This is a genomic window from Collinsella ihumii (genome assembly GCF_030385545.1).
GTDB classification, from domain to species: domain Bacteria; phylum Actinomycetota; class Coriobacteriia; order Coriobacteriales; family Coriobacteriaceae; genus Collinsella; species Collinsella ihumii.
In genome coordinates, this window is the sequence record NZ_JAUEIQ010000010.1 from 12978 (window position 1) to 38827 (window position 25850).

Consider the following 25850-nt stretch of genomic DNA (forward strand, 5'->3'; position numbering starts at 1 on the left):
CGCCGGGCGCTCGGGCGCGGTTCTTTGCATCCTGGGCAGGGCGCCGCTTCGGGCGCCCTGCCGGCTATTCCGCGAGGAAGTCGAGGGCGTATTGCGCGGCGAGCATGCTGCCTTGCACCAGGACCGATTCGTCGACCTTGTAATAGCAGGAATGCTGCGCCCACGTGGCGCCGATCTGGGGGTTGCGGGTTCCCACGAACGCGAGCACGCCGGGCACGCGGCGCAGGTACTCGGAGAAGTCCTCGCCCGAGAGCGTTCCGCGATACGATCCGATGCCCGCCCGGCCGAGCACCTTGGTCACGGCCTCGCGGCACCGCGCGCTCGCCTCGTCGTCGTTTTCGACCTTGTAGTTGGCGATGGTGTAGTCGGTGAGCCTCGCCTCGGCGCCGAGCGCCATCGCCGTGTGCGTGCAGATGCGCTCGATCAGGCCGGGCATGAGGTCATGGGCGGCGTCGCTGTAGGTGCGCACCGTGCCCGTCAGGTATGCGGACCCGGCGATGACGTTGCGCGCCGTACCGCCGTGGATCTCCCCGATGGTGACCACCGCCGGCTCGTAGGGGTTGAGGTCGCGGCTGACGATCGTCTGGACCGCGTTCACGATCTCCGCCGCGGCGATGATGGCGTCGGCTCCGCGCTGGGGCATGGCGCCGTGGCACGACGTGCCCTCGATGTCGATGCGGAACCAGTCGGTGTTCGCCATGCGCGGGCCCGGCTCGCAGCTGATGGTGCCCGCGTCGACCTCGCTCCAGATATGCATGGCGAAGGCGCCGTCCACCCCGTCGCAGGCGCCCGCCCCGATCATCAACTTGGCGCCGGAGCCGTTTTCCTCCGACGGCTGGAAGACGACGCGGATCTCGCCGTGGACGTCGTCGGTCATGGTGCTCAGGATGCGCAGGGCGCCGAGCATCATCGCGATGTGGCAGTCGTGGCCGCAGGCATGCATGACGCCGTCGTTCACGCTCGCGAACTCCTCTCCGGTGCGCTCGGTGACGGGCAGGGCGTCGATGTCGGCGCGCAGCAGGATGCGCCGGCGCGGGGTGCCGTCTGCCGCGTAGGCGTCGGGCGCCGTGCCCGCAAGGGTCGCCACGAGCCCCGTATCGAGCGGACGTGTGTAGGGGATACCCATGGCGTCGAGCTCGCGGGCGATTGCCTCGGTGGTCTGGAACTCCTGCAGGCTGAGCTCGGGGTGGGCGTGGAAATACCGCCTCTGCTCGATGACATAGGGCTCGATCTGGGCGGCAAGGCTTTGGATGGTGCTCGTGATCTGTTCGGGCGTATGCGCGGCGTGCGTTTCCATGCTTCGGTCCTTTCGTGGGCGCGGGTTGGCACCAGTATATGCCGAACGCGGCGAAAAGCCGTGATTATGCAACCGCATGTCTGAGCACTGAAGAAATCTAAGTGCCGATACTTAAGATTTTTTGACTTTGCGTTGTATAAGTCGGGTCAGGTGGGTATTATTCATGGCGTACGTAAGGCAAGGCTGGTACGAGCTGGGCAAAAGAGCTCGCCAGCGCACTAAGGAGGAATCAGCATGAGCCTGAAGCCGCTTGGAGACCGCGTTCTTATCAAGCCGGATGCAGCTGAGCAGAAGACCGCCTCTGGTCTGTACATCGCAAGCAACGCGCAGGAGAAGCCGCAGCGCGGCGAGATCATCGCCGTGGGCGCCGGCAAGCTCAACGACAAGGGCGAGCGCGTGCCGATGGACGTCAAGGTCGGCGACAAGGTCATCTACGGCAAGTTCGGCGGCAACGAGATCAAGGTCGACGGCGAGGACTACCTCCTCATGCGTGCCGACGACATCTACGCTGTGGTCGAGTAGCACGAGTCGCATTCGCTTTCTCATTTGAATCTTCACTTGGAGGAATAGAACATGGCTAAGAATATTACGTTCGACACCACCGCGCGCGCCAAGCTCGCCAAGGGTGTCAACACGCTGGCTGACGCCGTCACCGTCACCATGGGCCCCAAGGGCCGCTACGTCGCCCTGCAGCGCTCCTACGGCGCTCCGACCATCACCAACGACGGCGTTTCCGTCGCCAAGGAGATCGAGCTCGAGGACAACATCGAGAACATGGGCGCCCAGCTGGTGAAGGAGGTTGCCACCAAGACCAACGACACCGTGGGTGACGGCACCACCACCGCGACCCTGCTCGCCCAGGCCATCGTGAACGACGGTCTGCGCAACGTCGCCGCCGGCGCAAACCCGCTGGCCATCCGTCGCGGCATCGACAAGGCCGTCAACGCCGTCGTCGCCGAGATGAAGAAGCAGGCCCAGCCGGTCGAGACCAAGGAGCAGATTGCGTCTGTCGGCACCATCTCCGCCGGCGACCCCGAGGTCGGCGCCAAGATCTCCGACGCCATGGACGTCGTGGGCAAGGACGGCGTCATCACCGTCGAGGACGGCCAGACCTTCGACATCACCATCGACACCGTCGAGGGCATGCAGTTCGACAAGGGCTACGTCTCCGCGTACTTCGTGACCGACAACGATCGCATGGAGGCCAGCCTCAAGGATCCCTACATCCTCATCACCGATCAGAAGATCTCCAACGTCCAGGACATCATGCCCGTGCTCGAGGCCGTCTCCCGCGCCGGCAAGAGCCTGCTGATCATCGCCGAGGACATCGACGGCGAGGCCCTGCCGACCCTCGTGCTCAACAAGATCCGCGGCGCCCTCAACGTCTGCGCCGTCAAGGCCCCCGGCTACGGCGACCGTCGTAAGCGCATGCTCGAGGACATCGCCTGCCTGACCGGCGGCCAGGCCGCGCTCGACGAGCTCGGCATCAAGATCGCCGACATCACCGCCGACATGCTCGGTACCGCCAAGTCCGTCACCGTCTCCAAGGACAACACCACCATCGTCGGTGGCGCCGGCACCAAGGAGGCCATCGCCAACCGCGTCGCCCAGATCAAGGGCGAGCTGGAGCACACCGACTCCGAGTTCGACCGCGAGAAGCTCCAGGAGCGTCTGGCCAAGCTCTCCGGCGGCGTCGCCGTCATCAAGGTCGGTGCTGCCACCGAGACCGAGCTCAAGGAGATCAAGCACCGCGTCGAGGACGCCCTGCAGGCGACCCGCGCTGCTGTCGAGGAGGGCATCGTCGCCGGCGGCGGCGTGGCCTTCATGGACGCCATCCCGGCGCTCGAGGGCATCGAGATCTCCGACCCCGAGGAGCAGATCGGCATCGACATCATCAAGAAGGCGCTGACCGCTCCTGTCGCCACCATCGCCAAGAACGCCGGCTACGAGGGCGCTGTCGTCGTCGACAAGGTCGCTTCTCTGCCTGCGGGCGAGGGCCTGAACTCCGCGAGCGGCGAGTGGGGCAACATGATCGAGATGGGCGTGCTCGACCCCGTCAAGGTTACCCGCACCACCCTGCAGAACGCCGCCTCTGTCGCCAGCCTGATCCTCATCACCGAGGCCACCGTCACCGACGTGCCGAAGAACACGCAGCTTGAGGATGCTATCGCTGCCGCTACCGCCAACGCGCAGGGCGGCGGTATGTACTAAGCCCAATCTGGCTTGAGCATATCAGTCGATGGGGCCCCGGGTTTACCCGGGGCCCTTTTTTGCGTCGCGGCGCGCGACTGCCTGCGCGGCACCACATCTTGCTTTCCCAGATGGTGCGGGCATGTGCCGCTTGGCGGAAATAGGGGTCGGTCGGCGGTCTTCCGGTGCCTGCCGGGGGCTTTCGGCTATCATGGTGCGGCGGAAGTGACCAGCTTTGTCTTGTCTTGCCGGAGGGTAGAGATGGCTGAGGATTGGGATAGGTCCGACGGCGGCACCTACGTGCGCGATGCGGACGCCCGCGCGCGCATCAAGGACCGCGCCCACGAGCGCGAGATGCGCCAGGGCAAAAAGCGCATCGGGAACGCCCCCGTTGTCGTCGACGCCAAAAAGGAGCTCGAGCGTCTGAAGAGCCTGAGGCGCCGCGCGATCGTCCGCCGCGTCATCACGCTGTGCTTCGTGATCGTCTCCGCATTTCTGCAGGCCTATGCCATCCAGGTGTTCGTGCAGCCGGCCGGCCTGCTTTCAAGCGGCTTCACGGGCCTGGCGATCCTGGTCGACCGCATCACCTCGATGTTCGGGTTCAGCTTCCCCACGTCGCTCGGCATGATCGTCTTCAACATCCCCGTCGCCATCCTGTGCTGGAAAAGCATCAGCAAGCGCTTCGTCGTCTTCTCGATGATCCAGGTATTCCTGTCCTCGACGCTTCTGCGCTTCATGGACTTCGACCCCATGCTGCGCGAGCCGGTCCTGCTCGTGGTGTTCGGCGGCTTTATCTACGGCCTCGCCATCGCGATTGCCCTGCGCGGCGGCGCGTCCACGGCGGGCACCGACTTCATCTCGCTCATGGTGTCCAACAAGACGGGCAAGTCCATCTGGGGATTCATCTTTGCGGGCAACTGCGTCATGCTGCTCATCTTCGGATACCTGTTCGGTTGGACCTCGGCGGCGTTCTCGATCATCTTCCAGTTCATCTCGACCAAGACCATCGAGACGTTCTACCACCGTTACGACCGTATGACCCTGCGCATCACCACCAAGAAGCCCGACGAGGTTCTCGAGGCGTACACGGAGAAGTTCCGCCACGGCTCCTCGTGCTTCGAGGTGATCGGAGGCTACAGCCGCAAGACGTATTGGATCATCGAGACGGTCGTGTCGTCCTACGAGGTGGGCGAGATCGTCGCGCTCGTGCGAGCGCATGACGACCACGCGGTGATCAACGTGTTCCGCTCGGAGGACTTCTTCGGCAGGTTCTATCGCGGCCCGGTGGATTAGGTGCCGCGATAGCGATGGCCTTCCGTTCAGGGGCGCCCCGTTCGAGACGAGCGAGCGGGGCGCCCCTCGCGTATGCCGCGTCTGCCTCGCGGGGCATCTTCGACATGGAGTTGTTCCCTTATCGGTCGCAAGGCCGTCGGGCACGGTACAATGAGGCAATTGTGTACTGTGGCCCGAGGGCCCATCTGCAGAGCACAGGGGAGATTCGCATGGCAGAGCAGCACGATCTGTTCGATGACATTATCGATATCAGCAAGGGCATCAGCGCCCTGAAAAATCCGCTCGGCGGCGTCACCGACGCCATCATGGGGACGGGGGAGCAGGAGGCACCCCAGTGGAACCCGGCTGACTACAAGGAGAAGCCGCGCGGCAACTCGATCCCGTGCCTGCTGTGCAATTACGAGAAGAGCAGCTGCCGCGCGTGCATCGACGCGTGTCCGGTGAACGCGATCGATATCGAGGAGTTCAGCATCGACATCAAGGACATGTGCCGCAAGTGCGGCCTGTGCACGTCGGTGTGCCCCACAGAGGCCATCTCCGCGAAGCGCCTGCAGCCCAAGCGCCTGTACGACGCCATCGCCGGCGCCGCGGCCGCCTACAAGACGGCGTACGTGACGTGCACGCGCGCCCTGCGCCGCGTCCCGCGTGAGAATGAGGTGGTCGTCGCCTGCATCGGGGACGTCAAGCCCGAGGTGTGGTTCTCGATCATGGCTGACTATCCCAACGTGAGCGTGTACCTGCCGCTCGACATCTGCACGAACTGCAAGAACACGACGGGTGAGGAGATCTTGGGCGACGCCATCGCCACCGCCGAGGAGTGGGCGGGCACAGGCCTCGGGCTGGAGGTCGATCCCAAGCGCCTCAAGTGCGAGAAGCGTCGCGAGTATGAGCGCAAGGAGTTCATGGACAACATCATGAAGACCACGGGCCTCGCGGTGAGCAAGCTGAACCCCGCCACGGCCGCCGTGACGTCGGTGGCGCAGCGCCTGCGCGACCATACGAAAAAGATCTCCGCGCTCGAAAAGGCGCTCAAGGAGGCCTGCGGCACCACGACCGCCAAGCGTCGCCGCGTGCTGACGCAGGGGCGTCAGCTCGTGCTGTCCACCCTGCAGGAGCATCCTGAGCTCGCCCAGAACATCCAGGTGAGCACGCCCGAGTGCGATTTCTCCAAGTGCACGCTGTGCGGCGAGTGCGTTCGCATCTGCCCCACGCACGCGACCGACCTGGTCGGTGCCGGCCGCTTCACCGTCGAGCCGACGTTTTGCGTCGGCTGCGGGCTGTGCGCGGAGGTGTGCGAGGAGCACGCGCTTACGATGGTGCAGCACGATGCGAGCGATCTGGTCGTTCCCGATCCCGAGTCCGAGCGCCGTGCGGCGGAGGCGGCCAAGACCCATGCCGAGGTCGAGAAGACCAAGGCTCAGGCAAAGAAGACCCTGACCAAGGTCCTTGACTCGGTGGAGAAGATGGCCGACTGACCCAGCGCGCCCGTGTCGCGCATGGATGGGGACTTGACCGCTGCGCCCTTGTACCGTGCGACGTTGCGCTAGTATGATACTCCGGAAGGTTCAGGCGCCCTGCTGCTTGCCGGCGGGGCGCTTTCGTTTGAGAGAAGGTACACCGTGGCCCTGTCTATCGGAATCGTCGGTCTGCCCAACGTCGGCAAGTCGACGCTGTTCACCGCGCTGACCAAGAAGGGCGGTCTGGCCGCCAACTATCCCTTTGCCACTATCGACCCCAACGTCGGCATCGTGGACGTGCCCGATGACCGTCTCCAGAAGCTCGCCGATATCGTGCACCCCGGCCGCATCGTCCCCGCGACGGTTGAGTTCGTCGACATCGCCGGCCTGGTGAAGGGCGCCAACGAGGGCGAGGGCCTCGGCAACCAGTTTTTGGCCAACATCCGCGAGACCGACGCCATCTGCGAGGTCGTGCGCTACTTCAAGGATCCCAACGTCATGCGCGAGGTCGGCCGCGTGGGCGACTTCGTCGACCCGGCGGGTGACGCCGACACCATCATGACCGAGCTCATCCTCGCCGACATCCAGACGCTCGAGAAGCAGCTGCCCAAGCTGGAGAAGGAGGCCAAGCGCGACCACGACCTCATGCCGAAGCTGGACGTGGCCAAGCGCCTGGTCGAGTGGCTGAACGAGGGCAACCGCGCCGCGACGCTGGACATGACCGACGAGGAGCGCGCTGCCGCCAAGGGTCTGTTCCTGCTTACCATGAAGCCGATCCTGTATGTGGCCAACGTCGACGAGGACATGCTCGGTGAGGAGCTGGAGCCGATCGACGGGGTGGTTCCCATCCCGATCTGCGCAAAGGTCGAGGCCGAGCTCTCCGAGCTCGATCCCGAGGAGGCCGCCGAGTACCTCGAGACGCTGGGCCTCGAGCGCCCCGGTCTGGAAGTGCTCGCGCAGGCGGCCTATCGCCTGCTCGGCCTGCAGTCGTTCTTCACGGCGGGCGAGATGGAGGTCAAGGCGTGGACGGTGCGCATCGGTGCCACCGCGCCCCAGGCCGCCGGCGTGATCCACTCCGACTTCGAGCGCGGCTTCATCAAGGCCGAGGTCATTTCCTACGACGACTACATCGAGCTCGGTGGCGAGCAGGGAGCCAAGGCCGCTGGGCGCCTCCGCATGGAAGGCAAGGAATACGTCATGGCCGACGGCGACGTGGTGCATTTCCGCTTCAACGTGTAGCGCGCGCCCTGTCGCGCCCGCGCGCTCGGCTGCGGTGTCATCCCGTTTTCGCGAGGAGTCCTCATGTCCAAGTTCTCTATGTTCAAGTACGGCAAGAAGGCCGGATACCTGGGTGTCGCCACGATCATCTTGGCGCTCGTACCGACCGTGATCGCGCTCGCGGTCATTCCCGGCCTGCCCGATCAGGTGCCCATGCGCTGGGATTCCGCGGGCGAGGTGATTCGCTGGGGCAGCCGCTACGAGATGCTGATTCCGCCGGTGATGGCCATCGCGTTCGGGTTCGGCATCTACGTGCAGACGATGCGCAAGGCTGCCGAGCACGCCAAGGATTCCATGATCATGGCGGTGAGCACGGCCGAGCGCTTCCTGCGCAGCGGCGTGATCACGACCGCGGTCATCAACGTGGCAAATTTCTACCTGCTCTACGTCACCTTGTCGGGGACGAACCCCTTGGTGTTCTAGGGGAACACTGGTCAATTCATTCCGCACCGGTCGGCCTCGTGCCGGGCGGATGCGGGGCCCTGTGGCAGGATCCCGCGGGAGTGGATCGTCTTCGACCGGTCCTTCGTCGGGCCGTGCAAAAACGTGCATGCGAGTTTGTCACTGTTTTTCGATGCCGTTTTTCCACAGGCGCCGCAAGTGTCGATATTTGCCCAGTTGAATCCTGCGGAAATATCGAAGGGTACCCGGCGGCTGAGCAAAGGTGCCTCAAAAACAGTGACAAACTCGACCATGCCCAAATCGCCTCCTTGCGAAGTGGGCGGGCCTATGCAATTCTATGTATTTTTCAACACTATTATGCAGTTTTCTGTGGATGCCGGAAACACTGAGCCCGCGGGCAGCCGATCGGCGCTTCCTAGCGAGATGCACGCATTCCGCACGGGGTGCGACGAGCCTTCTCGGCGCGCTTTTTTATAGCGGCGGCAGGCGGTCGAAGTTCACCGGACGATAGAAGAGCCTCTTGATCTCGTCGGGGTCGGAGGACTGGCCGCGCGCCCACATCGTCTTGGCGACGAGCGCCTCGGTGGTCATGTCGTCGCCCTTGAGGATGCCGGGATGGTCGGCGTAGGCACGACCGACCTCGTAGACCCCAAGATCGAGCCCCTCCTCGGGGACCTGCGTGGTCACGACCGCCGTGCGCCCCGAATCGACCCAGTCGAAGATGGCCTGCCTGAACGAAGGGGAGCCCGATGTCGCGCCTTCGTACTCGGGGATGCCGCCGATGCCGAAGGTCTCGAGGATGACCGCGTCGTAGTTGGATTCGAGCAGCCCGAAGATGGACGGGTCGATGCCCGGGGTGAGCTTGAGCACGAAGACGCGTTCGTCGAGCGTGGTGAAGAAGCGCGGCGTGGTCGTGGGCGCCAGATTGCTCGCGGCGAGGCCCTGCGCGCGAGCGAGGGCGTCTCCACTGCGGATGATGCGGTCGTTGCGCACGTAGGCGATCGAGGGGTAGTTGACGCTCTTGAAGGCGTTGAAGCTCATGGTCCGCTGCTTGCGGCCGCGCGTGCCGGCGATGACCGCCCCGTTGAACACGATGACGACATCGCGGCTGCGCTCATCGGTCGCATACAGCAGGCTTTGGTACAGGTTGAGCTTGGCGTCGGTGAACGAGTCGCACATGGGCTTCTGCGAGCCGGTGAGCACGATCGGCTTGGGGCTGTCCTGGATGAGGTAGGACAGCGCGGCTGCGGTATATGCCATGGTGTCGGTGCCGTGCAGCACGACGAATCCGTCGTATGCGTCGTAGGCATCGACGATGGCGGAGCTGATGCGCAGCCAGTCGCGCGGGCGCATGTTGGTGCTGTCGATGTTCATGAGCTGGAGGATGCCGATATGCGCGAGCGAGGCGATCTCCGGCACCGCCTCGGCGAGTTGCTCGCCGGTCAGCGAGGGCGAAAGGCCGTTGCCGTCTTCGGCAGATGCGATGGTGCCGCCTGTTGCGATGAGCAAGATGTTCTTCATGGGCGCTTCCTCGTGGCAAGCTCGGGATGGTTTCGTCGACAGTATTGTGACCCATTTTCTCACCGTCGCCCGCTTCGGGCCAAAGATTGCTGGCGCTTCCAAGCGGTGCCACAGCGGCCTTTTCGTTCGATTGGCGCTCGGTCAGCCTGATAAGAAGGGTGCTAGATACAGCAGAATGGGCATTTCCGGCCGCTTTCGGTCCGATCTGCCGCTGCGCCGGATTTCGATGTTGCGCAGTTCTCCTTCAGATGGCCTGTTTTGTCATATGTGCTGGTCGCGAGCGTGTATCATGATGACGTTTGTGAGAGGGGACGGCGAGGCGTCGTCTTGCGAAACATGCAGAAGGGGAGTTCTATGGCACAGGCTTCTTCCAATCAGACGGGGAGCAAGGTCCTCGTATTCGACTTCGGTGCGCAGTACGGCCAGCTTATCGCCCGCCGCGTGCGCGACCTGCACGTGTACTCCGAGATCGTTCCGTGCGACATCACGGCCGACGAGGTCCGCGCCATGAATCCGGCGGCGCTGATCCTGTCCGGCGGCCCTGCATCCGTTTACGCCGAGGACGCGCCCACTATCGACCCCGAGGTCCTGAATCTCGGTCTGCCGGTGCTCGGTTTCTGCTACGGCCATCAGACCATGGCCGCGGTGCTCGGCGGCGAGGTCTCCCATTCCGATATCGGCGAGTACGGCCCCGCCACGATCGAGCGCGACCGCGAGAGCGCGCTGTTCAACGCGACGCCGATCGAGCAGACGGTCTGGATGAGCCATCGCGATTCCGTGAGCCGCGCCCCCGAGGGCTTCGTGGTCACCTCCTCCACCGATGTGTGCCCCGTCGCCTCCATGGAGTGCCCGGAGCGCAAGCTGTATTCCACCCAGTTCCATCCCGAGGTGCGCCACACCGAGTACGGCCAGCAGATCCTGTCGAACTTCCTGTTCAACATCTGCGGCATCGAGCCGACGTGGACCATGGACAACCTCGTCGAGACCATGAGCCGCGAGATCCGCGAGAAGGTCGGCGACGACCGCGTGATCCTGGCGCTGTCCGGCGGCGTGGACTCGTCGGTCGTGGCCGCGCTCGGCGCGCGTGCCATCGGCCGCCAGATGACCTGCGTGTTCATCAACCACGGCCTTCTGCGCAAGGGCGAGCCCGAGCAGGTCGAAGAGGTGTTCACCAAGCAGTTCGACGTGGACTTCATCCACGTGCACGCTGAGGACCGCTATGCCGCGCTGCTCGACGGCGTGACCGAGCCGGAGGAGAAGCGCCGCATCATCGGCACGCAGTTCTGGAAGGAGTTCTTCGCCGTGGCCCAGCAGCTCGACGGCGTGAAGTACCTGGCCCAGGGCACCATCTACCCCGACATCATCGAGTCCGGCGCGCGCAAGACCGGCGGCAAGGCCTCGACCATCAAGAGCCACCACAACCTGATCCCGTTCCCCGAGGGCGTGCACTTCGACCTCATCGAGCCGCTCGACCACTTCTTTAAGGACGAGGTGCGCGAGCTGGGTCTGGCGCTCGGCCTGCCCGAGCACATCGTGTACCGCCAGCCGTTCCCGGGCCCCGGTCTGGCCATCCGCATCATCGGCGCGGTGAGCCCCGAGAAGCTCGAGATCCTGAAGAACGCCGACGCCATCGTGCGCGAGGAGCTGGACGCCTACAACGCGCGCCTGTTCGAGGCGACCGGCGAGCGCAACTCCGAGCACAGCTGCTGGCAGTACTTCGCGGTCCTGCCCGACATCAAGAGCGTGGGCGTCATGGGCGATGAGCGCACCTACCAGCGCCCGGTCATCATCCGCGCCGTCGAGTCGAGCGACGCCATGACCGCGGACTGGGCGAAGCTGCCCTACGAGGTGCTCGGCAAGATCTCGAGCCGCATCGTGGCCGAGGTTCCCGGCGTGAACCGCGTGGCGTACGACATCACGTCGAAGCCCCCCGCGACGATCGAGTGGGAGTAGCAGGTTCCGCCTGATTATCTCCAAACTCGGCTTTTTTACGGCCTTATTTTCGCCAACTAATGCGAAAATAAGGCCGTAACCTGTTTGTGAGGAGGAAAGCATGGACCGGTTCCTCATGAATGAGCTCATCGCCTGGAAAAACAGGCCCCGCCGAAAGCCGCTCATCCTCAACGGCGCGCGCCAGGTTGGAAAGACGTGGCTGCTCAAGGAGTTCGGCAGGACGCAGTTCGAGAACGTCGCGTACGTGAACCTCGACGACAACCCCAGGATGCGCGAGCAGTTCGAGCTGGGCTACGACATCCCGCGCATCGTCTCGGCCATCCAGTTCGAGACAGGGGAGGTCGTGTCTGAGGGAGGCACCCTCATCGTCCTCGACGAGGTCCAGGCGTGCCCAAAGGCGCTCACCTCCCTCAAGTACTTCTGCGAGGACGCGCCCGGGTACGCGGTTGCCGCGGCCGGCTCGCTTCTGGGCATCACCGTGCACGAGGGGAGCGGGTACCCCGTTGGGAAGGTGAATACACTTGATCTCCATCCCCTGAGCTTTCGGGAGTTTCTTGTCGCAACGGGGAATCGGCCGCTCTGCGACCTCATCGACTCGGGAGACACGAGCCTCATCAACGGCTTCTCAAGCAAGTTCGTTCCGCTCCTTCGCCAGTACTACTACGTCGGGGGGATGCCGGAGGAGGTAAGCGCCTTCCTTGAGCGAGGTCTCTTGGAGGATGCGCGTGAAGTGCAGCTTGAGATCCTGCGCGGTTACGAGCGCGACATCTCGAAGCACCTGAGTAGGACCGAGACCGAGTACGCGCTCGCCGCATGGCGGTCAATCCCGTCCCATCTTGGGAGGGAGAACAAGAAGTTCGTGTTCAGCCATATCGCACAGGGGGCGCGGGCGCGGAACTACCAGGCTGGCATCACGTGGCTCACCCAAGCTGGTATCACGACCCTCGTCCGCAGGATCTCGAAACCTGGTATTCCCCTGGCCCCCTATGCCGATGACACGGCGTTCAAGCTCTTCCTGGTGGACGTCGGCCTGCTGGGCGCGATGGCTGGCCTGGACAAGGAGACGGTCGTCGGGGGCAGCGATATCTTCGAGGAGTTCAAGGGCTCGCTCACCGAGCAGTACGTCTGCCAGCAGCTCGTCTCCGACTGCGGGCTCACGCCGTACTACTGGTCGGCCGAGAACTCCTCGGGAGAGATCGACTTCTTGGTGCAGAGGTCGAACAGCGTCTATGCAATCGAGGTGAAGGCGGAGGAGAACCTGCGGGCAAAGAGTCTCCGGGCGTTCAAGGGGGCGCATCCGGAGATAAGGTCCGTGCGTTTCAGCCTTTCCGGCTACCGCAAACAGGACTGGATGAGAAACGTCCCGCTGTACGCGATGTCGAATGCGGGGCTGTGGGGATAGGCGCGGGGTCAAGCGAGCGAACTGGTGAAGAGTGAGGACGATAGACGGTGTCTTCATATTTCAAGCATGGTGTGTGGGAAAACAGGGGGCGCAAACAGAAAGAAGAATTCGGGGAAGGGGCCATATTATATTTTCACAAAAGCCTTGCCAACGCCAAATTGTAAATTTAGGAGCAGGTTTTTATCGACACCTTAATTATCCTAAACGCCTCTGCTTGTGCCCCGTGTTGATAGGGGGTACTCCCGGAAACTGAACGATGAATTCTATAACTATGCGTAGACCTATTTCCCATTCTTCTCAATAGGGGTGTGCGTGAACTTGCTGGATTCCATTGGAGCGGAACTACTTTCCCGGTCAATTGATCGGGGCAGGACGCAAATCAAAGGCCTGGCAAATAGAAAGAAGGTGGCTGAATTAATTGAACAGGCTACAACGCAGGCTTCCATGATTTCTTCGTGCATTGATCTGGGCGCAAAGTTCAAAAACACCTATCTTCTAGAGGAGCTGCTAGCCCATCGAGCCCTTATTGATATTGGAAAAGACGAGGCCATACGCACGTTTCTCGGTGAAGGTTACGACGATTCCGCATACAAATTCGTTGCAGAATTCTGGGATTCTTTAGGGCTCTTCGGGGGTTTGTGTGGGCTGACGGCCCGATGAAAACGGGGGCCTAGCAGCGGCGGCGCACTACGCGTATCGTTTGCTTTTCGACCAAGAGAGGGCAACGGGCGAAAGGTGCGCCGCCGCATGCTGGAGAGTGTACTAAAAAAGCCCCTCGGCCTCGGGGGCGCCGTCGTCGAGGGCGTCCGAATCGAGGGGGAATCCATAATCGTGTCGGCCAGGCCGCGCAAGCGGGCGCCGCGGTGCCCGGTCTGCGGCAGGAGGTGCGACGGCTATGGCACGCTCCCCGCCCGGCGGTGGAGGGCCCCGGACCTGGGCTCCGCGCGCTGCTACGCCGAGCACGCGCCGAGGAGGGCCGAGTGCCCGGAGCACGGGGTCAGGGCGGAGGCGGTCCCGTGGGCCCGCGGCGCCGCGAGCGGGTTCACCAGCGCGTTCGAGGACACCGTGGCGTGGCTGGCGCTCCACATGTGCGGGAGCGCGCTGGCCGAGCTGATGCGCGTCGACTGGCGCACCGTGGGCGGGATATGCGCCCGCGTCGAGGCCGACCTGGAGGCCCGCGACGGCCGCGCCAGGCTCGACGGCCTGAGGCGCATCGGCGTCGACGAGACCAGCTGCAAGAGGGGGCGCCGGTACATGACCGTGGTCGTCGACCACGACCGCGGGCGCGTCGTGTGGGCCCGCGAGGGGCACGGCAGGCGGCAGCTGAACGACTTCCTCGACCAGCCCGCCGACGTGCAGAGGGGCTCCATCGAGGTCGTCGCCGCCGACGGGGCGCGCTGGATCGCCGACGTCGTCGCGGAGCGGCCGCCCGGCGCCGAGCTGGCTGTGGACCCGTTCCACGCGGTCTCCCGGGCGGCCGACGCGCTCGACGACCTCCGGCGCGAGGCGTGGCGGGAGGCCCGCAGGGCCCCGCGCCCCAAGCGGGGGCGGGGCAGGCCGCGCAAGGGCGGGGAGGCCCCCGCGGGCCCCGCCAAGGGGGTCAGGGGCCTCAGGTTCCCGCTGCTCAAGAACCCCGAGGACCTCAGCGAGGGGCAGGCCCCGGCGCTCGGGGGGCTCAGGCGCTCGGGGGCGGCGCTGCGGCGCGGCTACCTGCTCAAGGAGGGGCTGCGCGCGGTCTTCAGGGCGCGGCCCGCCGACGCCGCCGGCCTGCTCGGCCGGTGGCTCTCATGGGCGCGCCGCTGCAGGATCCCCCAGTTCGTGGAGCTCTCGAGGAAGGTCGGGCGCAAGCGGGAGGGCGTCCTGAGGCCGGTCGGGCCCGGGGTCTCCAACGCCCGCGTCGAGGCGGTGAGCAACAAGATCAAGGTGGCGGTCAGGCGGGGATACGGGTTCAGGAACATCGACAACCTGATAGCGCTCGTCATGCTCAGGTGCTCGGACCTCAGGCCGGCGCTGCCGGGCAGGCCGGGAGCGTGACCCCTACCCACACGAACTCACGAAGCCTCGTTTTTCTGCTGACAGGTCTCATCGTGAAGGATGGGCAAGGGTGTCTTCGCGCCAAACTGCACGCTCCTTGCGGCTCACAATCGGAAGACGTTTTGCTATAGTCGGCTCCATGGACTGCTTGCATGAAAAAACCGGGGTCATCCTGATCAACACGGGATCTCCCGCATCGCCGGATCCCGAGGACATCCGTTCCTACCTCATCGAGTTTCTCTCCGATAGGAATATCGTCCGCGTTCCCCATGCGATATGGCTCCCCATCCTCCATGGAATCGTGGCGCGCAACCGTCCGAAGAAAACCGCCCCTCGGTATCGGCAGGTGTGGACGCCTGAGGGCGCACCCCTGCTTGTCGAGTCGCTCAAGCAGCGCGACGAGCTCAACGAACGCATGTCTCGGGAGGGGCTGCCCTTTGTTTCCGAGGTCGGCATGCGCTACGGATCGCCTTCCATCGAAGATGCCGCAGCTTCGTTGAGGCGCCAGGGGTGCACGCGGCTTCTCGGGTTCCCGCTCTTTCCGCAGACGGCAACCTGCACGGTGGGCACCTGCAAGGAGCGGTTTCTGAGCGTTGTCGCCCCCTCCGAGGCGGTGGGGGTCCTCGAGGGCTATGCGGACAACCCGCTCTATTGGGGCGCGCTCGCCCGGTCGATTGCGGAGCGGTGGGAATGGCGCCCGGGAAGCAAGGTCCTGTTCTCGTTTCACTCGGTGCCTCTGAACGACGTCGAGGCGGGCGATACCTACCTCGATGAGGTTCGGGATTCGATGGGTCAGGTAGCCGATCTCCTGGGGCTTTCCGCCGACGACTGGGCCGTCGCGTACCACTCGCGTTTCGAGGATTCGCGCTCGTGGGCGACACCGCATCCCAGCACGATTCTGGATACCTGGGCAGACGAGGGCGTGGACCGAATCGCCCTCGTGACGCCGGGTTTCGCGTCCGACTGCCTCGAATCGCTGTACGACATCGCGTCTGTTGCCAAGGGGCGCTTTGAGCAGCGCTGCCGTGCGCGCGGCGGGAATCCTGACGTTACCTACATCCCGGCGCTCAATCACCGGGATGACCATATCGACCTGCTGCTCGACGAGATCAAGCGGGCGCTGCGGTAGCCAGGGAGTTGGCTGGCGCGGCGCGGCAGGCGCGGGCCATGCAACAGGTTGTTGCTCGACGTGCCGGGCACCGCCGGTGACAACGGTGGTAGACCCGACCGAGAGTGAATCTACCCCGATTCCGTTTACACCCTTACGCCGCCATCTTGACGGCGCCCTCCATATTCCTCGCCTCGAACTCCGCGGGGCTGAGATTGCCCAGAGCCGAGTGGATCCTGACCCTGTTGTAGAAGCACTCTATGTACTCGAAGATCTCGAGCGCCGCCTGCTCGCGCGTCTCGAAGGTCCTCGCGTGCACGCACCCCGCCTTGATGAGGCCCATGAGCGACTCCATCGCGGCGTTGTCCCACGGCGAGGATATCGACCCCATCGAGGGCTCGATGCCGGCCTCGCGCATCGTCTTGCCCAGCAGCAGCGAGACGTACTGCGAGCCGTGATCCGAGTGGTGGATGCGACCCTCCTTCGGGTGCCGGCGGGCTATCGCCATCCTGAGGGCGTCGTCGGCGAGCCCCGCCGTCATCCGGTCCGACATCGACCAGCCGACGATCATCCTGGACCATATGCCCGTCACCGCGGCCAGGTAGAGCCGGCCCTGGTGCGTGCGGACGTAGGTGATGTCCGCGAACCGGGCCCTGTTCGGGCCATCGGCCGAGAACTCGCGGCGCACCAGGTCGGGGGCGGAGTTGGCCTGCGGCGCGGCCGCCTTCGCCTCGCCCTTCGGCCGCTTGGCGCAGCCGCGCGTCGTCCCGACCCAGCCGTTCTCGCGCATGATGCGCGCCACGCGCTTGCGCGACGTGGACTCGCCGGCCTTCTTGAGCTCGGCGGGGACCTTCGGCGCCCCGTAGATGCCGCGGCTGGCGGCGTATATCTCCGAGATCTTCCCGGCGAGCTCGGCGTCCCTCTCGTCGTGCGCGCTCGGCCGCCTCTTCCTCCACGCGTAGTAGCCCTGGCGGGTGACATGGAGCGCGCGGCACATCTCGGACACGCTCCAGGCTCCTTCGTTGAGCAATATGAAAGCGAACTTCGCCCTCTCCGCCTGGGCGTCTACAGCTGCCTGCCGGCGAAGAAGGCGCTCGCTTTTAAAAGCACCTCGTTCTCGCGCCTGAGCCGCTCGACCTCCCTGCGTCAGCTTCGCCCGCCTCGCCATGCAATCACCCCCGTGAAAGGTCGATAGATTCCCTCACGGTGGATTCTCGTGGCGCGTCACAAAGAGGGGCGCCCCTCCGGGCGCCCGGACAAGCCCTCCGCCCGCTGCTGGGTGGAGCCTACATCAAGGCCTTCCCCGCGCTCCAGGCGCCGCCGACCTCCTCCCCGACGACCCGGTAGACGCGACGCGTCGAGTCGTACACGATCGGGCGCATCTGAGAGAAGTCGACGCGCCCCTCTCCGTCGAGCACCGCCTCGTCGACGCGGGTGTTGACGATCTCCCCGACGAAGCGCTTCTCGCCGGCCCAGTCCTCGACGGAAACCACGCGACACTCCATAGTGAGGGGGAACTCCTCGATGACCGGCGCGTCGACGAACTCGGAACGCGTGAAGGTGAGCCCCGACCCCTCGGCCTTGTTGACCCTGCGCCCGGTGGCGATACCGAAGTAGTCCGCCTCGGCGACGTGCGCCGCGTCGGCGGGCGCAACCGTGAACGCCCCGCGCGCCAGGATGTTGTCGGTCGTCTTGTGGTCGCCGATGTTGATCGCCACCTGCGTGCGGGTGCACTCGCCGCCCCACGCGACGTTCATGGCGTTTGGCGTCCCGTCCTCCCCGTAGCTCGCGACGATGAAGACCGACTGGGGAAACAGCTCGCCTGCCACGCCGAGATTCTTTTTCATGACCTCTCCTCCTCTGCTCGAGCGGCCGCACCAGGCCGCGCCATCCTGCCTCGAGTATCTCCCAGCGTCCTCATTCTGTTAAGTACCGGCATTAATGTCAGGTGCTATCATTTGGTAAAGCGCATGCGACGGGAGCTTCACGGAGGGGGTGCGACATGGGGCGGGGCATAGAGGGCGCGTCGTTCGAGGGCACGGGGTACAGCTACACGCTCTCGCTCATCCGGGGCAAGCACAAGATGTCAATCCTTTACTGCCTCATGGAGTACCAGCCCGTCCGCTTCAACGAGATGCGCCGCTACCTCGGCGGGGTATCCGACCGCACGCTCTCGCGGAGCCTCAAGGAGCTCGAGGCCGACGGGCTCGTCGCGCGCAGGGAGTACCCGCAAATCCCGCCGCGCGTCGAGTACTCGCTCACGGAGCGAGGCGCGTCGCTCATGGAGGTCCTCGACCTCCTGTGCGTCTGGGGCGAGAGGAACCGGCCAGGCGATTGAGGCGTCAGCACTTCCGCTCCCGCCTCCCCTTGAGCCCATACTTCCTGCACAGCCGCGAGTTCCGCTGCCGCATCTTGTCCCGCTCGCGCCTAACGTCGGCGAGCTCGGCGGACTCCTCGCACGCCGCCCGCTCTCGCTCCAGCTGCTCGTTGAAGGCGCGCTCCTGCTCCAGGTGGTAGCGCTCGGTGCACAGCGGGCACATCCCCGTCTGCCGGTTGATCTTCACGCCCACAGCCCCGCACGAGGGGCACACCGTTTGGACGGCGAGCGAGCAGTGGATCCGGCTCGCTCGCATCTCCACGGCCCGCACCGAGTGGCGCACTCCGCAGCGCCGCTCGATCTCGGCGGCGGCGTAGGCGGCCCCCCGGAAGCTCACCTCGCGCAGGACGTCGTCCTGCTCCTCCGTCCACCAGCTCATCCGCGCCCCCTCCCGCCGCGTCTCATGTTTGCAGCCCGCGCGACATCGCGCCCGCCGCGCTCACTTGAGACGGTGAACAGTCCTCCTGCCAGCGCGAACGCGCGTCGTCTCAACGTCTCAAGCGGATTCCGACCGAAGGTCCCCGCGCCCGTGCGCGCGCGTGCGCCCGCGCGCGACGCCGGCCTTCCCCTCGTTCCCGTAAAGACATTGAGACGAGAGCCGAGAACTCTCGTCCTCACCAGCCGATACGGTCGTCTCAAGCCCCGTCTCAACATGGCTCGCCGCCTTGAGACGCGATGACGGCCGCGCTGGCGCCCGTGGCCGCCCGCTCCAGGAACGCCTCCAGCGCCTCGTTGTCGATGCAGACGCAGTAGACGCGCCCCGCGTTGCGGAACCGCTTCTGCTTGGTGTAGCGGTGCCCCGAGTCGCAGACGAGCAGCCCCTCCTCCTCCATGCGGCGAAGGGTCTTCGCCCGGTCGTAGTTCGCGCCCGCGAGCGCCCGGTCGAGCACGCTCGAGAACACGTACCAGAGGTAGCCCGTCGCGCAGGCCTTGTCCTCGACCGCGCCCCAGCGCTCCAGGCGGTCGTTCTCGCAGTAGTCGTCGAAGTGGATGCGGTTGCCAACGAGCCACTCGGCCACGAACTGTATGGCCTTGAGGTTGGTGTCGCCGCCCTCGGCCCCCGTCGCGTTGCCGAGCGCCCACACCGTCATGGCAAGCGCCCCGTCCAGGCAGCCTTGCCAATCCGAGCCCGGTGGGAACACGTAGAACTCCGCCAGCGCATCGGCGAACGCCAAAAGCGCGATGTTGTCCGCCTGCGGGTGCCCGCAGGCGATGGAGCCCACCGCGTCGCGCACCTGCGCGAACTGCCGGGCGTAGAACTCGGCGGGGTTTCGCCGCAGCGCCTCCACGAAGGCGCGTCCCGCCGTGCCGTGCTGCGCGGAGACCAGGTGGTGCATCTCCTGCGCCGCCCGCACGTCGGAGAAGGGCTCGGCGTTGAGCTCGAGCGTTCGGTTCGCCGCGCCCTGCTGGGTCGATCCGCCCACGATGGGGATCTCGCCCGTGGCTATCGCGAGGCTGCGCCAGGAGCCCGCCCGCATCATCGTCCGGTCGCTGTTCAGCGCCCCGCGCTCGTGCCCGAGCGAGAGCGAGTAGAGCAGGTCCTCCACGATCTGGCGCTTGGATGCCTGCCCGCCCGGCGCCCCCTTGCTCTGCAGCTCGTCGATGATCACGGGGATGTCGTGGAAGAGCGCCGCCGCGCGCACGATGCTCTTCGGCGTGTCCGCGAAGGTGCGGAAGTAGGAGTCCGAGCCCTCGGTCGGGTCGCCCCAGACGCTGCCCGCCGCCTTGAGGGTCGGCGTCTTGCCGGAGCGGCTTCTGCCCCACAGGTACACGATGAAGGTCTGCACGCCGAGGAGCGCAACCAGCGGGGAGGCGAAGCTCGCCGCCATCACGCACCGGAACGCGGGCGACGCCGCCCGCGCGGGCGCCATGCCCGCCACCCAGTCCGGGAGCGCCCCCGCGGGCTCCATGAACGGCCGCGCCTTCACCGCCTCGCCGCGCGAGGGGTCGAAGCGCACCCCGCCGCCCGCGTCGTAGGGCATGAAGGCGGAGAGCGGCCCTTCTGCCCAGCCCAGGTGCACCACGCTGCGCGCGCGGGGGCGCGAGCCCGCGCACCGGCGCTCGCAGTCGGTCAGGTAGCGCACGATGTCCTTGGCGTTGGTGCTCGACACGTTCGCGCCGAGCGGAGCCAGCGCGCCGATGATGCGCGTCTGGTTCAGCAGCACGTCGCGGTCGAGCGCCCGCTTGCGCACGCCGCCCGCCACGGCAACGCGCACTAGCGCGCGGACGTCGCCCGTGTCCACGTCCACCAGGTCGCACGCGATCCAGGGCGCCGTCGCCGTCACGGTGCCTGTATCGCCCGGCGTGGACAGATAGGCTTCGCTCTCCCGCACTCGCCCCGCACCATCACCTTTGGGCTATGATTCTGTTCGCGCGTTCGGTCTGCTGTTCTGCCTAACTTTGACTTTAAAGGTTTTTCCAAAGCTATTCCTCTATGGGATGAATAGGGACTGGCGACCGTCAGAAAGCAGTCGTCTGCCTCGAAGCTTCTCTTTGCTTTGGAGAAAGCGCTAATCCGGCCACGACGGGATATGGGGCGGTGCAGAAATCTGAAAAAGACAACTTGCTCAAACAATATACGCTGCTCGATGGTTCCAATGATGCAAGGCAAGGAAGGTTTTTCTCGGCATTCTTGATTCGATTGTTTTCGCTGATGCCTTTAGAGCCACACCCTCTGCTATTGAGAAAAAATGCCGCATGCGGCAAAATTGCTCAATAGAAGTCAATCGGGAATCAAAGCGGGGTACTCATGGAGATCAAGCGGGACCGATACCTCAACAGGCTTATCGACCGCATGCACAACGGCATGGTCAAGGTGGTCACGGGCATCCGTCGCTGCGGGAAGACGTACCTGCTCTTCAACCTCTTCGGCGACTATCTGCGTTCTGAGGGCGTCGACGACGAGCACATCATCGAGGTCGCGCTTGACGTCGAGGAGAACGCAGCCCTCCGCGACCCCGCCGCGCTGTCCGCTCATCTGCGCTCAAAGATCGCGAGCGGGCACGAACAATACTACGTCTTTCTCGACGAGGTCCAGTACGCCATCTCACGCGAGGAGCTCAAGAACCCGGACGTCCCGCCCCGGCTCTACGGTGTGCTCAACGGGCTTCTGCGCATGCGCAACGTCGACGTGTACGTGACGGGGAGCAACTCGAAGCTCCTCTCGCATGACGTGATGACGGAGTTTCGGGGGCGCGGGGACGAGGTTCGCGTACGACCACTGTCCTTCTCCGAGTTCACGCAGGGCTTCGATGGCGACCGCTACCAGGGATGGGCCGAGTACACGGTATACGGTGGCATGCCGCTCACGCTTTCGATGCGCACGGACGAGCAGAAGGCGCGCTACCTCGAGCGGCTTTTCGAGGAGACGTATCTGAAGGACGTTGTGGACAGGCATGAGATCAGGAAGCTGAGAGAGCTCGATGACCTCGTAAACGTGCTCGCCTCCGGTATCGGGACGCTCACGAACCCGAGTAAGCTCGAGAACACGTTCCGAAGCGTGCTCCACTCCAAGATCTCTTCGAACACGATTTCCAGCTATATAGGCTACCTCGAGGACGCCTTCGTCATCGAGGAGGCGCGGCGCTACGACGTGAAGGGGAGGGGCTACATCGGCAGCCCCCTGAAGTACTACTTCGAGGATGTGGGGCTCCGAAACGCGCGCCTCGGCTTTCGGCAGGTCGAGGAGAGCCACATCATGGAGAACGTGGTCTACAACGAGCTCAGGGCACGCGGATATGCGGTAGATGTTGGCGTGGTAGAGAAGCGCGTTCGCGAGGAGGGCAGGGACGTTCGCAGGCAGCTCGAGGTCGACTTCGTCGCCAACAGGGGCTCCGACCGCGTCTACATCCAATCGGCTCTGGAGATGAGGACTCCCGAGAAGGCCGCCCAGGAGAAGGCCTCCCTGCTCGGCATCAATGACAGCTTCAAGAAGGTCGTGCTTGTGCGTGACGTGGTGAAGCCTCTGCGCGATGAGCGGGGAGTGGTTACGATGAGCGTGTTCGACTTCCTGCTCGACGAGAACAGCCTCGCCGGAATTTAGGTTGGGGCGTGCCACGTTGAGTTCATTTTTGAGTTCAGATGAGTGTCGGGGCCCGGCCGAATTCAGTCAAAGGTGGGCGACGGCGCATCATGTAGACGAGAGGCTATGGAGATGCACGATTTGATTACTGAGCGGGAGTGAGATTGAGGAATACAACTCCTACATTTGACCATACCGCTATAACGCAAGAAAACGGCCTCTCGGAAGGGAGGCCGTTTCATGTATAGGCCGCTGCTGCGGAGGAGTGCCTGCTGCCGCTCGTGGACGCCGCACAGGGGCAGTCCGAGATGCTGGTCGCCGTCATGTACAAGATTGTGGTGCTGTAAGGTGTGCCCCAACGCCCGGCAGCATCCGAAATAAACGACGCTCCCTGCCGCAACGAGCGGTAAAGGGGCGTCGCTTCGTCTATTAGGGAGGCTGCGGGAGATCTGTCCTGCCTGTTGGCGTGGTTGAGGCAGAAAGAGAAGCGGTGCGGCGCCGCAAGACCTCCCACGCGCCTCGAGGTATTGATTGAAGGTCGTGTCCCTGATGATTGCGCCTGGTTTGCAGAGCGTGGCGAAGCCCACCTTATACTACCGAGGGAAGGCATCGCTATCACCAAGGAGAAAACCATGGAAGCGACCGTCCTGTTCCCGGGGAACTATTGCTTGCCGGAAGCCCCCGCCGACAATTTCAGAGCCGAGCTCGAGGATGGCGGCTGGACTATCATAGAGGTGGGTGACGGGCAGGTTTCCGGGCTTGCCGAGTCGGACGATCCGTCAAGGTTCTACGAGACGATGGCTCGATGCCCGGATCGCTTGGACGGATGAGATGCGGTACGCGCGACATGATTGCTCATGGGTATAGCGCCCATGAACAAATCCCCAGCTCAAAGCACCTGACAAAAACTTTTTGCAAGCTGAATTCGTCCAAAACCGTCGCTGTAAAAGCGTTTCGATGGTACCTTGTTCGCGACCTGATAGACCGTGGGCCAAAGGGAGGACGCGTGGAGCTCGCAAGGCGCATCAAAGAACACCGCGAGCGGCTCGGGATGTCCCAGAGCGAGCTCGCCAAGAAGGTGTTCGTGTCGCGTCAGACCATATCCAACTGGGAGACCGACCGCACCTATCCCGATGTGCAGAGCCTGATCATCCTGAGCGGCCTGTTCGGCGTCAGCATCGACGCTCTCGTCAAGGAGGACTCGCGTGAGATACGCGATGCGCTGGCAACGGGGGCAAAGAAGATGAGGCGCCTTGGCGCCGTCGCGGCGGCATGCGGTCTTGCCTGCTTGACGTGGGTCATCGTGGGCATCGTCCTGGACCTGAACATTGCGGCCATCGCGGTGCCTGCGGCAGCGCTCTTCATCCCCGCGATGATCGCGGCGTTTTTCATCGACAAGATGCGGCACGACAACCAGCTGTACGCCTACCAGTCGGTCGAGGCGTACCTGGCGGGCGAGGATCCCGAGGTGGGCTGCCGCTATAACCAGCGCGCCGGCAGGCATTGGGTCGCGCGACGAGTCGTGCAGACCGTCCTTGCCGTCATCGTCGGCCTTTGCTGCGGATGGGGAGCCGCCGGCATCATCTTGAGGCTGGTGGAGGGCTAGCCCCGCTCGATCTCGCCGCCGACCAACACCGGTATCAATCAAACATGTTTGAACGATAGCAAGCAACCGATCACTCAGAAAGGAACGGCTATGGCACACGACCGCTTTGTCGAGGTCTACTCCCAGGGAGTGACCAACGTCCGCAAGATCATCGTCGATACGCAGACCGGGGTGAACTACCTGCTGATGTCATCCAATATGACGGGAGGCAGCGGCATCACCGTGCTGGTCGATGCCGACGGCAAGCCGTTGGTCACGCCGCTGGACGGGAACGATCCCGTCACGATGGGCCAGCTGCTCGATCGGGAGTAGCGGCCCTCCAGGTGCTTCAGGAGCCCGCGATGTCGGCGAGGGGAAACGTCTCACCGGCATCGCGGAATGCGGGTCTCGCCGATGCAAACGGGGCGCGGCCTCGGCCTCGTCGATCGAGCTTCGAGGCGTTACCCGTTAGCGGGTGTTCTACACATTATCCCGGCGTCGCGGCCGTCGCACGGCGGATGCCGCAGAGGATGTCCCTCAGGGCGGAGGCGTCGGCCTCCTTCTCCTCAAGCGTGCGTTGCGCGAGCTCTTCCGCCCGTTCGAGCTCGCCGGATGCCGCGAGCGCCGTTGCCTCCATGATGCGCGGGTCGGCTTGGGGTGCCCGGATGGAGCGGGCCGCCTCGAGCGCCTCGTCGTGCCTGCCGACCAGAACGTACTGTCCGGCAAGAACGAAGGCGGCGGCTTCGCGTTGCTCGAGGGAACCCTCTTGCAGGCAGCGTTCAAACAGCTCGATGCTGCGCGCGAGCGCGGTCTTCGCGGCGCCTTCCTGCGCCGGGGACCGTGCAGGGTCGTCCGCGGCGCAGGCTCCCTGTGCGATCTCCATGAGTGCGGACGCCACGGCGAAGGCGAGCGTGATGCTTGCGGGATGGAGCCGCAGCGCGCGCTCGCACCGCTCGATGGCCCCTGAGATGTCGCGCCGGGCCAGCGCGTCCCGGGCGGATTCGACCAGCTCCTCGGCGTGCTCCTCGCTCACATCGGGATCGAATCCCAGCAGCTCGTCCGTCGTGATGCCGAGCATCGCCGCAAGGGGACCGAGCATCGTCACGTCCGGAAGCGTCTGGCCGGTCTCCCATTTGGAGACCGCCGCCGGGGTGAGCCCCAGCGCTTGGGCGAGGCGCTCTTGGGTGTAGCCGTGCGCCCGTCGTTTTTCTCGAATGGTCTTTGCTATGTTCAACATGGCTTTCTCCTTCTGTGGACGGTGCGCGCACGTTTGAGCTCGAAATCATTATCGGATGCGCCGCGGACGCGGGGTAGCGATTGTCGCTCCAGTTTGCGCCGACTCTTGTCGAGTGCGGCTCCAGTCGACGTACCCGTCTTCCGATTGAAATGCGTTCGGGGGGGGGGTGCTATCATGCTGATCAACATGTCGACCGCATGTCAGGAGGAGTTTTCCATGGGGCTTCCCTCTCATCGCCTCGATCCGCGCATGCTGCGGGTTTGGTATGCCAGTTCGCTCGCGCTCATCGCCGGGACCGTCGTGGTGGGGGCTGTCGCCACGCTGATCGTCCAGCGGCTCGGCGGGCCCGTCCTCATCCCGGTCGCCATCGCCGCCGTCCTTCTGGTCATCGAGCTGTGCGACATGGCGATCAGCCCGCGCGTTGAGTACGCGACCTGGCGCTACGAGGTCACGCCCACCGAAGTCGACCTCTATCACGGCGTGTTCGTCAAGAAGCGCGCCATCGTCCCGCTCGTGCGCGTGCAGCACGTCGAGACCAAGCAGGGACCGTTTCTCAAGGCGAGCGGCCTGGCCGCCGTGCGCATCTCCACGGCGGGCGAGAGCTTCGAGATTCCCGGCCTTGCCGAAGATGATGCCAACATGCTGCGCGATCGCGTCGCCGAGCTCGCCCGTCTCGCCAAGGAGGATGTGTAGCC

Annotated in this window: 25 protein-coding genes; 17 read left to right on the top strand and 8 right to left on the bottom strand. The window is 64.6% G+C overall.

Features of this window, described 5'->3' with window-relative positions:
* Positions 1-64: 64 nt before the first annotated feature.
* Positions 65-1297 carry an amidohydrolase gene (locus QVN30_RS09665; protein WP_289836213.1) on the bottom strand — a complete coding sequence of 411 codons (1233 nt, stop codon included), beginning with the start codon at positions 1295-1297 and terminating at the stop codon, positions 65-67.
* Positions 1298-1531: 234 nt separating this feature from the next.
* On the opposite strand from QVN30_RS09665, the gene groES reads away from it, so the two are divergent.
* The 6 genes from groES to QVN30_RS09695 all read left to right on the top strand — a co-directional run bounded on the left by groES (position 1532) and on the right by QVN30_RS09695 (position 7938).
* Positions 1532-1819 (top strand): co-chaperone GroES, encoded by a 288-nt coding sequence (gene groES / locus QVN30_RS09670; RefSeq protein ID WP_066829208.1) that lies wholly within the window; start codon positions 1532-1534, stop codon positions 1817-1819.
* Positions 1820-1870: 51 nt separating this feature from the next.
* The gene (gene groL / locus QVN30_RS09675; RefSeq protein WP_066829205.1) at positions 1871-3508 is read left to right on the top strand and encodes a chaperonin GroEL; all 1638 of its coding nucleotides are present in this window, start codon (positions 1871-1873) and stop codon (positions 3506-3508) included.
* A 240-nt stretch (positions 3509-3748) separates the two neighbouring features.
* Complete coding sequence (locus tag QVN30_RS09680) at positions 3749-4780, top strand: YitT family protein (protein ID WP_079989019.1); 1032 nt, start codon at positions 3749-3751, stop codon at positions 4778-4780.
* Positions 4781-4989: 209 nt separating this feature from the next.
* A complete protein-coding gene (locus QVN30_RS09685; protein WP_289836214.1) occupies positions 4990-6255 on the top strand; it encodes a 4Fe-4S binding protein in 1266 nt (421 codons plus the stop codon).
* A 144-nt stretch (positions 6256-6399) separates the two neighbouring features.
* Positions 6400-7476, top strand: coding sequence for a redox-regulated ATPase YchF (gene ychF / locus QVN30_RS09690; RefSeq protein ID WP_289836215.1), 1077 nt, complete (start codon positions 6400-6402; stop codon positions 7474-7476).
* Between the two features lie 63 nt (positions 7477-7539).
* Entirely contained in the window at positions 7540-7938 is a 399-nt protein-coding gene (locus QVN30_RS09695) for a DUF1648 domain-containing protein (protein ID WP_239455903.1), read from the top strand.
* An 11-nt stretch (positions 7939-7949) separates the two neighbouring features.
* Here QVN30_RS09695 and QVN30_RS09700 read toward each other — a convergent pair whose 3' ends face one another.
* The gene (locus QVN30_RS09700; protein WP_289836216.1) at positions 7950-8210 is read right to left on the bottom strand and encodes a hypothetical protein; all 261 of its coding nucleotides are present in this window, start codon (positions 8208-8210) and stop codon (positions 7950-7952) included.
* A 178-nt stretch (positions 8211-8388) separates the two neighbouring features.
* Complete coding sequence (locus tag QVN30_RS09705) at positions 8389-9438, bottom strand: asparaginase (protein WP_204538698.1); 1050 nt, start codon at positions 9436-9438, stop codon at positions 8389-8391.
* A 354-nt stretch (positions 9439-9792) separates the two neighbouring features.
* On the opposite strand from QVN30_RS09705, the gene guaA reads away from it, so the two are divergent.
* From guaA to hemH, 5 genes are all read left to right on the top strand, one after another.
* The gene (gene guaA / locus QVN30_RS09710) at positions 9793-11391 is read left to right on the top strand and encodes a glutamine-hydrolyzing GMP synthase (RefSeq protein WP_066830382.1); all 1599 of its coding nucleotides are present in this window, start codon (positions 9793-9795) and stop codon (positions 11389-11391) included.
* Between the two features lie 100 nt (positions 11392-11491).
* Positions 11492-12793, top strand: coding sequence for an ATP-binding protein (locus QVN30_RS09715; protein WP_289836217.1), 1302 nt, complete (start codon positions 11492-11494; stop codon positions 12791-12793).
* A gap of 312 nt (positions 12794-13105) precedes the next feature.
* Positions 13106-13453, top strand: a complete 348-nt coding sequence (locus QVN30_RS09720) for a hypothetical protein (protein WP_289836218.1) — start codon at positions 13106-13108, stop codon at positions 13451-13453.
* Between the two features lie 87 nt (positions 13454-13540).
* Positions 13541-14827 (top strand): ISL3 family transposase, encoded by a 1287-nt coding sequence (locus QVN30_RS09725; RefSeq protein WP_289836219.1) that lies wholly within the window; start codon positions 13541-13543, stop codon positions 14825-14827.
* Positions 14828-14966: 139 nt separating this feature from the next.
* The gene (gene hemH / locus QVN30_RS09730; RefSeq protein ID WP_289836220.1) at positions 14967-15956 is read left to right on the top strand and encodes a ferrochelatase; all 990 of its coding nucleotides are present in this window, start codon (positions 14967-14969) and stop codon (positions 15954-15956) included.
* 133 nt (positions 15957-16089) lie between these two features.
* Here hemH and QVN30_RS09735 read toward each other — a convergent pair whose 3' ends face one another.
* Positions 16090-17103 (bottom strand): IS3 family transposase, encoded by a 1014-nt coding sequence (locus QVN30_RS09735; RefSeq protein WP_289836221.1) that lies wholly within the window; start codon positions 17101-17103, stop codon positions 16090-16092.
* 118 nt (positions 17104-17221) lie between these two features.
* Positions 17222-17782 (bottom strand): flavin reductase family protein, encoded by a 561-nt coding sequence (locus tag QVN30_RS09740; RefSeq protein WP_117680434.1) that lies wholly within the window; start codon positions 17780-17782, stop codon positions 17222-17224.
* A 155-nt stretch (positions 17783-17937) separates the two neighbouring features.
* Here QVN30_RS09740 and QVN30_RS09745 point away from each other — a divergent pair, with 155 nt between their 5' ends.
* Positions 17938-18273, top strand: coding sequence for a winged helix-turn-helix transcriptional regulator (locus QVN30_RS09745; RefSeq protein ID WP_087355877.1), 336 nt, complete (start codon positions 17938-17940; stop codon positions 18271-18273).
* A 4-nt stretch (positions 18274-18277) separates the two neighbouring features.
* Here QVN30_RS09745 and QVN30_RS09750 read toward each other — a convergent pair whose 3' ends face one another.
* Both QVN30_RS09750 and QVN30_RS09755 read right to left on the bottom strand, forming a co-directional pair.
* The gene (locus QVN30_RS09750; protein WP_204588760.1) at positions 18278-18691 is read right to left on the bottom strand and encodes a hypothetical protein; all 414 of its coding nucleotides are present in this window, start codon (positions 18689-18691) and stop codon (positions 18278-18280) included.
* A gap of 268 nt (positions 18692-18959) precedes the next feature.
* Positions 18960-20645: a DUF927 domain-containing protein gene (locus QVN30_RS09755; RefSeq protein WP_289836222.1), complete on the bottom strand. Its 1686-nt coding sequence runs from the start codon at positions 20643-20645 to the stop codon at positions 18960-18962.
* 416 nt (positions 20646-21061) lie between these two features.
* Here QVN30_RS09755 and QVN30_RS09760 point away from each other — a divergent pair, with 416 nt between their 5' ends.
* The 4 genes from QVN30_RS09760 (at position 21062) to QVN30_RS09775 (ending at position 24251) form a co-directional block, all read left to right on the top strand.
* Entirely contained in the window at positions 21062-22354 is a 1293-nt protein-coding gene (locus tag QVN30_RS09760) for an ATP-binding protein (protein ID WP_289836223.1), read from the top strand.
* 611 nt (positions 22355-22965) lie between these two features.
* Positions 22966-23163: an ATP-grasp domain-containing protein gene (locus tag QVN30_RS09765; RefSeq protein ID WP_204588603.1), complete on the top strand. Its 198-nt coding sequence runs from the start codon at positions 22966-22968 to the stop codon at positions 23161-23163.
* Between the two features lie 176 nt (positions 23164-23339).
* Positions 23340-23939: a helix-turn-helix transcriptional regulator gene (locus QVN30_RS09770; protein WP_289836224.1), complete on the top strand. Its 600-nt coding sequence runs from the start codon at positions 23340-23342 to the stop codon at positions 23937-23939.
* A gap of 90 nt (positions 23940-24029) precedes the next feature.
* Positions 24030-24251: a DUF6440 family protein gene (locus QVN30_RS09775; RefSeq protein ID WP_204588261.1), complete on the top strand. Its 222-nt coding sequence runs from the start codon at positions 24030-24032 to the stop codon at positions 24249-24251.
* 154 nt (positions 24252-24405) lie between these two features.
* Here QVN30_RS09775 and QVN30_RS09780 read toward each other — a convergent pair whose 3' ends face one another.
* Entirely contained in the window at positions 24406-25155 is a 750-nt protein-coding gene (locus QVN30_RS09780) for a helix-turn-helix domain-containing protein (RefSeq protein WP_204588262.1), read from the bottom strand.
* A gap of 174 nt (positions 25156-25329) precedes the next feature.
* Here QVN30_RS09780 and QVN30_RS09785 point away from each other — a divergent pair, with 174 nt between their 5' ends.
* Complete coding sequence (locus QVN30_RS09785; protein WP_204538783.1) at positions 25330-25848, top strand: PH domain-containing protein; 519 nt, start codon at positions 25330-25332, stop codon at positions 25846-25848.
* Positions 25849-25850 lie beyond the last annotated feature (2 nt).

Excerpts from the sequence above, each read along its gene's own strand:
- QVN30_RS09665 (WP_289836213.1), bottom strand. The coding sequence starts at position 1,297 with ATGGAAACGCACGCCGCGCATACGCCCGAACAGATCACGAGCACCATC.
- groES (WP_066829208.1), top strand. The coding sequence starts at position 1,532 with ATGAGCCTGAAGCCGCTTGGAGACCGCGTTCTTATCAAGCCGGATGCA.
- groL (WP_066829205.1), top strand. The coding sequence starts at position 1,871 with ATGGCTAAGAATATTACGTTCGACACCACCGCGCGCGCCAAGCTCGCC.
- QVN30_RS09680 (WP_079989019.1), top strand. The coding sequence starts at position 3,749 with ATGGCTGAGGATTGGGATAGGTCCGACGGCGGCACCTACGTGCGCGAT.
- QVN30_RS09685 (WP_289836214.1), top strand. The coding sequence starts at position 4,990 with ATGGCAGAGCAGCACGATCTGTTCGATGACATTATCGATATCAGCAAG.
- QVN30_RS09695 (WP_239455903.1), top strand. The coding sequence starts at position 7,540 with ATGTCCAAGTTCTCTATGTTCAAGTACGGCAAGAAGGCCGGATACCTG.
- QVN30_RS09700 (WP_289836216.1), bottom strand. The coding sequence starts at position 8,210 with ATGGTCGAGTTTGTCACTGTTTTTGAGGCACCTTTGCTCAGCCGCCGG.
- QVN30_RS09705 (WP_204538698.1), bottom strand. The coding sequence starts at position 9,438 with ATGAAGAACATCTTGCTCATCGCAACAGGCGGCACCATCGCATCTGCC.
- guaA (WP_066830382.1), top strand. The coding sequence starts at position 9,793 with ATGGCACAGGCTTCTTCCAATCAGACGGGGAGCAAGGTCCTCGTATTC.
- QVN30_RS09715 (WP_289836217.1), top strand. The coding sequence starts at position 11,492 with ATGGACCGGTTCCTCATGAATGAGCTCATCGCCTGGAAAAACAGGCCC.
- QVN30_RS09725 (WP_289836219.1), top strand. The coding sequence starts at position 13,541 with ATGCTGGAGAGTGTACTAAAAAAGCCCCTCGGCCTCGGGGGCGCCGTC.
- hemH (WP_289836220.1), top strand. The coding sequence starts at position 14,967 with ATGGACTGCTTGCATGAAAAAACCGGGGTCATCCTGATCAACACGGGA.
- QVN30_RS09735 (WP_289836221.1), bottom strand. The coding sequence starts at position 17,103 with ATGGCGAGGCGGGCGAAGCTGACGCAGGGAGGTCGAGCGGCTCAGGCG.
- QVN30_RS09740 (WP_117680434.1), bottom strand. The coding sequence starts at position 17,782 with ATGAAAAAGAATCTCGGCGTGGCAGGCGAGCTGTTTCCCCAGTCGGTC.
- QVN30_RS09745 (WP_087355877.1), top strand. The coding sequence starts at position 17,938 with ATGGGGCGGGGCATAGAGGGCGCGTCGTTCGAGGGCACGGGGTACAGC.
- QVN30_RS09750 (WP_204588760.1), bottom strand. The coding sequence starts at position 18,691 with ATGAGCTGGTGGACGGAGGAGCAGGACGACGTCCTGCGCGAGGTGAGC.
- QVN30_RS09760 (WP_289836223.1), top strand. The coding sequence starts at position 21,062 with ATGGAGATCAAGCGGGACCGATACCTCAACAGGCTTATCGACCGCATG.
- QVN30_RS09765 (WP_204588603.1), top strand. The coding sequence starts at position 22,966 with ATGGAAGCGACCGTCCTGTTCCCGGGGAACTATTGCTTGCCGGAAGCC.
- QVN30_RS09775 (WP_204588261.1), top strand. The coding sequence starts at position 24,030 with ATGGCACACGACCGCTTTGTCGAGGTCTACTCCCAGGGAGTGACCAAC.
- QVN30_RS09780 (WP_204588262.1), bottom strand. The coding sequence starts at position 25,155 with ATGTTGAACATAGCAAAGACCATTCGAGAAAAACGACGGGCGCACGGC.
- QVN30_RS09785 (WP_204538783.1), top strand. The coding sequence starts at position 25,330 with ATGCTGATCAACATGTCGACCGCATGTCAGGAGGAGTTTTCCATGGGG.